Origin of the sequence: Reinekea sp. G2M2-21 (genome assembly GCF_015687175.1) — a bacterium.
Taxonomy (GTDB): Bacteria; Pseudomonadota; Gammaproteobacteria; order Pseudomonadales; family Natronospirillaceae; genus Reinekea.
Map to the genome: position 1 here is coordinate 1 of NZ_JADPQG010000056.1, position 205 is coordinate 205.

General features: G+C 41.5%; 1 protein-coding gene. It reads left to right on the forward strand.

Going from position 1 to position 205, the window contains the following annotated elements:
• Positions 1 to 37: 37 nt before the first annotated feature.
• Complete coding sequence (locus IYN85_RS25710; RefSeq protein WP_196161839.1) at positions 38 to 199, forward strand: hypothetical protein; 162 nt, start codon at positions 38 to 40, stop codon at positions 197 to 199.
• Positions 200 to 205 lie beyond the last annotated feature (6 nt).

Sequence of the window (205 nt, forward strand, 5' to 3'; positions counted from 1 at the left end):
CTCAGATTAGTGATAGAACGACATAAGGGAAAAATCGATGAAACATATAGTCCTAATATTGGCCGTAGCCATCTTCTTCGTAATTGTCGGCACTTTAGTGATATTCGGAATTGAGTCTCCAAAGAACTACGCAGCAATGGCGGTCATAGCTCCATTGTCGTGGCTAGCCATCAAATGGCTACCAACACCAAAATCTTAAAGGAAT

Coding starts and splice junctions, on each gene's coding strand:
- IYN85_RS25710 (WP_196161839.1), top strand. CDS start 38: ATGAAACATATAGTCCTAATATTGGCCGTAGCCATCTTCTTCGTAATT.